The sequence below is a fragment of the Mesobacillus sp. genome, from assembly GCF_049588175.1.
Taxonomy (GTDB): Bacteria; Bacillota; Bacilli; order Bacillales; family Cytobacillaceae; genus Mesobacillus.
Genome location: NZ_JBAVFI010000574.1, coordinates 1 through 4,751 on the forward strand (window position 1 = coordinate 1; position 4,751 = coordinate 4,751).

At 41.3% G+C, this 4,751-nt stretch carries 5 protein-coding genes and 1 pseudogene; 5 read left to right on the top strand and 1 reads right to left on the bottom strand.

Annotated elements, in window-relative coordinates; translation table 11 throughout:
• The 4 genes and pseudogenes from WB217_RS14015 to WB217_RS14030 all read left to right on the top strand — a co-directional run.
• Window positions 1-659 (top strand): annotated as a pseudogene (locus WB217_RS14015) (stage V sporulation protein AD); the annotation flags it as partial.
• 16 nt (window positions 660-675) lie between these two features.
• The gene (gene spoVAE / locus WB217_RS14020) at window positions 676-1,032 is read left to right on the top strand and encodes a stage V sporulation protein AE (RefSeq protein WP_423993840.1); all 357 of its coding nucleotides are present in this window, start codon (window positions 676-678) and stop codon (window positions 1,030-1,032) included.
• Between the two features lie 126 nt (window positions 1,033-1,158).
• A complete protein-coding gene (locus WB217_RS14025; RefSeq protein ID WP_423993842.1) occupies window positions 1,159-1,293 on the top strand; it encodes a YjcZ family sporulation protein in 135 nt (44 codons plus the stop codon).
• 167 nt (window positions 1,294-1,460) lie between these two features.
• Complete coding sequence (locus WB217_RS14030; RefSeq protein WP_207498836.1) at window positions 1,461-1,715, top strand: stage VI sporulation protein F; 255 nt, start codon at window positions 1,461-1,463, stop codon at window positions 1,713-1,715.
• A gap of 28 nt (window positions 1,716-1,743) precedes the next feature.
• Here the strand turns inward: WB217_RS14030 and WB217_RS14035 are convergent, their stop codons facing one another.
• The gene (locus tag WB217_RS14035) at window positions 1,744-4,065 is read right to left on the bottom strand and encodes an ATP-dependent helicase (protein ID WP_423993843.1); all 2,322 of its coding nucleotides are present in this window, start codon (window positions 4,063-4,065) and stop codon (window positions 1,744-1,746) included.
• A gap of 265 nt (window positions 4,066-4,330) precedes the next feature.
• Between WB217_RS14035 and WB217_RS14040 the strand changes: the two genes are divergently transcribed.
• Window positions 4,331-4,660, top strand: coding sequence for a hypothetical protein (locus WB217_RS14040; protein ID WP_423993844.1), 330 nt, complete (start codon window positions 4,331-4,333; stop codon window positions 4,658-4,660).
• The last annotated feature ends 91 nt before the right edge of the window (window positions 4,661-4,751 follow it).

The window sequence follows — 4,751 nt, forward strand, 5'->3', positions numbered from 1 at the left end:
CTTCGTTTATTGTGAATTACCAAGGAGCGAAGAAAACCATTACAGGAGCATCAAGCCACAATTCAGCAGTTGAAAAGCAATTTCGTTATCCAACAGAATATGGGGGACAAAAGCCTCCAACTGCACAATGGACAGTAACTGGTGCAGGGGCCGCTGTTGTTACGGACAATCCAGACAAAAATGGCAAGCTTGTCACAACTTCTGCGACCATTGGGAAAGTCGTTGATATGGGACTCTCTGATCCCTTCAATATGGGAGGAGCAATGGCTCCAGCTGCTGCGGATACAATCATCAATCATTTCAAGGATCTCAGCATTGAACCAGCTCATTATGACTTGATCGTCACTGGAGACCTCGGACGCATCGGCCAGGAAACAACTTTTGAGTTATTGCAGCAAGCTGGATTAAACATAACAAGAGAAAAATTCCAGGATTGCGGTCTGCTGATCTATAACGATGATCAGCCAGTACAGTCCGGAGGCAGCGGTGCTGGCTGCTCAGCTTCTGTCTTGTATGGTCACTTGCTGAATCAAATGCAAAAGGGTGTCTACAGAAAAATCCTTGTTTGTGCGACGGGAGCTTTATTATCGCCATTATCATTTCAGCAAAAGGAAAGTATACCGTGCATTGCCCATGCAGTTTCAATCGAGATGAATTAGAAAAGGAGGAATCGCCTTGCTAGCAATGTTTTTCTGGGCCTTTGTAATTGGAGGACTTATTTGTGTATTTGGACAGCTGTTGTTTGATGTTGCTAAACTGACGCCTGGACATACAATGAGTCTGTTAGTCGTCATCGGAGCGGTGCTGGATGGGTTCGGATTGTACGAGCCATTGATTGATTTTGCAGGGGCAGGCGCTACCATTCCGATCACAAGCTTTGGGAACTCGCTCGTACATGGAGCACTTCAGGAAGCAGAGCAGCATGGCTTGGTTGGCGTACTGACAGGGATGTTTGAAATAACCAGCTCTGGAATATCTGCGGCCGTCATATTTGGATTTCTTGGCGCACTGATTTTTAAGCCAAAAGGCTGAATTCAATTTCCTTTCTTCCATAGTGTCTAATAAATCCGTAATCAGCCGAATTAATAGCTCGCCCACACAGAATTGGGATACTCACATATATTGATAATGAGTCAATAATAAGTGAGGTGAAGAAAAATGGGCTACGGTTGCGGCTGGGGCGGCGGTTATGGCGGATATGGCTATGGCGGTGGCTATAACGGTTCTACCTTCGTATTGATCGTCGTATTGTTTATTTTGTTAATTATTGTTGGGGCGAGTTTCTTCAACTAATGGAAAACTGGGAGGAGCCGTTTAAGATAGAACGGCTCTTTTCTTTATAATTTTTTTGGAACAACATCTGCACAGCGGAGAAATGACTAAATAATTCTCCGCTTTTTCACCATTTTCCGCTTCCTTCATACTATAGAGTAGGCTTAAGAAGGAGGCGTGATTTTGATATGGATAATAATTTCTTCAAGAACATAGAAAAAAAGACGGGCGTCAATATGAAGGATGTTTTTGAACTCGCGAATTCATTGCAAAATGCGAATTTTAAAGATGAGCAAACTGTGAGGGGCGTAATCCGCCGTGTATCTCAAATTGCAAATAAACCTGTAAACAAGGAAACGGAAGACAAAATTGTTGAATCAATTGTTAAAGATGGAAAACAGCTTGATTTTGGGCAGATTTCTAAGATGATCAACAAAAAATAATTGTTTATGGCAAATGAGGACCTGGGAATTAAACTCCCAGGTCCTCATTTGGCATTTTTCTTTTTAAATTTGAAAGGAATCGTGAAGGATTGGCCTTTCGTCCCCGTCTCCTTTGAGGAACGGAGATAAAAAGGTTCCTTTGTGCACGAGTTACTGCTACATAAAGCAGGCGTCTTTCTTCTTCGAGTGGCTGTGGATCTCCATTACGATAGGAATCTAAAGCATACTCATGCGGAATGCTCCCGTCCACAGTACCGATTATATAGACATTTTCATATTCCAGGCCTTTAGACCGATGGATTGTACTAAGGGTAACGGCGTCTGTGATGTTTTTGCTGCTTCGTTTTATCTCTGCATTCATAGCTGTCATATGTTCTGTGTGCTCGATAAACTCAGCGACAGTTTTAAAATGGCGGGCTGCCACTTTCATATCTCGGATGTCGTCCGAACCCTTCTCAAGCTGATTGCCTTCGTTTCCGCGCTTTTTTATGAAATCCTGGTAACCAAGGTCCTTCTCAACGATATCAATAGCTGTTACAGGTGGTAACGACGAGAGAGAACGGACAATTGGAATAAGCTTCTTGAGCTTCTGCTCCTGGAATGCAAATCCTGTTTTTACATGTGCCAGTGCCTCAAGCATTGAGCAATCATTCAGGATGCTGTTTGCCTGAAGATCCCGAAAAATGGATTGCTTCAAGAAGAGGGAAGGAAGAATATTTTTCACTGCGTCAGAATCATCAGTGTTCAGGCTTAATCTTAAAAAAGAAAGCATACCTTTTACCATGAAACGTTCATAGAATGATTCTATATCCTGGTCAACACGAAATGGCAGACTCGAATTGACCAGCCTTTCAAACACGGCCCTGCTGCCGGCATTTGTACGGAACAGGATGGCAAAGTCGCCTGGTCGCGCACCTTTTTCAATCCGTTCCTGGATATCAGTGAGGATCATTGTCGCTTCTTCTTCCTCGTCATAGGGGTGGAAAAGTACCGGCGGACATTCGCCTGAAAACTGGGCCCTCATTTCCTTATCATGGCGAATGATATTTGCCGAGATGACCGTGTTCGCTGTCTCGACGATCTCATGCGGAGACCGGTAATTTTGATTCAATACGATTAATTTTGTATTTTTAAAGTCATCTTTGAACATGAATAAATAGGCTGGATCACTGCCGCGAAAAGAATAGATAGATTGATCGTCATCACCAACTGCACAGACATTGCCTGTTTTGCTGGAAAGCATTTTTATCAATTCATACTGAACCTTATTAATATCCTGGAATTCATCAATCAAAAAATACTGAAAACGATTTTGGTAGTTTTCAAGAATATCAGGCTGCTCTTTAAAGAGTTTATAACAGCCTAAAAGCATGTCATCAAAATCGAACATCCGCTGTTTTTCTTTGACAGATTCATAGTCTTTATATAAGAGCGCCACTTTTTCTTCCCAAGGTGATTCTGGTTTAACCTTGTCAGGCGTGATCATCGTGTTTTTCCACAGGCCGATTTGCTGAAGTGCGAGATCATAAGCGAATTCCTTCTCATCGAGTTGTAGCTTTCTGCCTGCTTCTTTTAAAATTTGTTCCCGCTGCCAATCCTTTTTCATTAGCTTGTCCGAGGACCATTTTTCACGTTCATGGAAGCAAAGAATCCTGTAGAAAATACTATGGAATGTACCAGCAACAAGCTGATTAACTCTGCCTTGGGTCATGCCAGGATACTGAGTGATTCGTTTTTTCATTTCAGAAGCTGCCTTTGCCGTAAAAGTCACAAGCATAATGGAGGAAGGGGCAATCTTTTTTTCTTCAAGCATGAATGCTGTCCTTGCTGTGAGCACCCTTGTCTTGCCGCTTCCTGCACCTGCAAGTATCAATAACGGTCCATCTGTACTGATGATGGCTTCTTCCTGATTACCATCAAATTGAGTACCAGCTTTCTTCAATTGTCTTAAATAATTTAGTTTAGCTCCTGGCTCAGCCGGAGGAATGGGTGTAAAAGGTGAGGGAATCTTAATTTCCCGAGGAGCGATAAAATTTTGGTCTTTTTCTGCCTCGGCAGTAATCGATCGCGATTTAGGGATGCGAAATCCATTCTTTTCAATATATTCGATTTTTTCCTTTACTTCGGCCGGCTGTGAGGATGGATCGTTTAGGTCTAAGCAATCTTCCTTCTTCGAAAGATGATGATAGAAATGAGGCTTGTTCTGTATTCCTAAATAAAGGCGGACTGGATCCCCACATTCAGAACAAGTAAGCATGCCTTTTTTTCCATCATCATAGAGCTTCTGGTAGTCCTCACGATTATACTGTTCGAGGCTGATGATCTGTTGGTTGTATTTAGCCGTCTTCATGTTTAATCCTCATTTCCGTCCAAAAATAGCACAATCTTTATCATAACAGAATAAGATTTTTAACAAAAGGCTGTTTTCTTTAAGATTGATGGTTAACAGAATAGAAAATTTAATTGAAAAATATTTTTATGTGTTCTGTTATCTAATCGCTTAACAAAAAGTAAAATAGTAGGTTTACTACGGACAGAAAAAGGGGAAATCTTTAGAAAGATATAGTGAGAGTGAAAATCATTTATCAAAAAATAATTGCTTGGGGGAAAACATAATGGGATATATTCTTCCGGTAACGAATTATCAATATATGCAATATGCAGAACGAGAAGTAGGATTAGATTACGATCCATTCCAAATAGGAAAAGTATCAAGAATCCGCAAAGAAGATCCTGTACAAAGAGGCCAGGATGAGCTGTTTGCCATGAGCCCTTTGAAAAAAGAAATGGAACATCAACCAATAGCACGCATGCAAAAGGCCGCGCCGGAATTTAACTATGCCAGAACTGGTCAAGTTTATAAAAAAAGAGTGAATCCTGTATTGGTCAGCCAGACATATGCTGAACTTACTGGAAAAGGAAAGTACTACAGCGAGTCTATTTAACTCAGCGGTAGTGCTTTTTTTATGCGTAAAAATACCCCTTTCATCGAAAGGGGCCTTTTGTTGTTAAATTGTTTTTTTCATAGTCTTATGC

Bases quoted from the DNA above. Each gene is read 5' to 3' on its own strand.
- WB217_RS14025 (WP_423993842.1), top strand. From the start codon at position 1,159: ATGGGCTACGGTTGCGGCTGGGGCGGCGGTTATGGCGGATATGGCTAT.
- WB217_RS14030 (WP_207498836.1), top strand. From the start codon at position 1,461: ATGGATAATAATTTCTTCAAGAACATAGAAAAAAAGACGGGCGTCAAT.
- WB217_RS14035 (WP_423993843.1), bottom strand. From the start codon at position 4,065: ATGAAGACGGCTAAATACAACCAACAGATCATCAGCCTCGAACAGTAT.
- WB217_RS14040 (WP_423993844.1), top strand. From the start codon at position 4,331: ATGGGATATATTCTTCCGGTAACGAATTATCAATATATGCAATATGCA.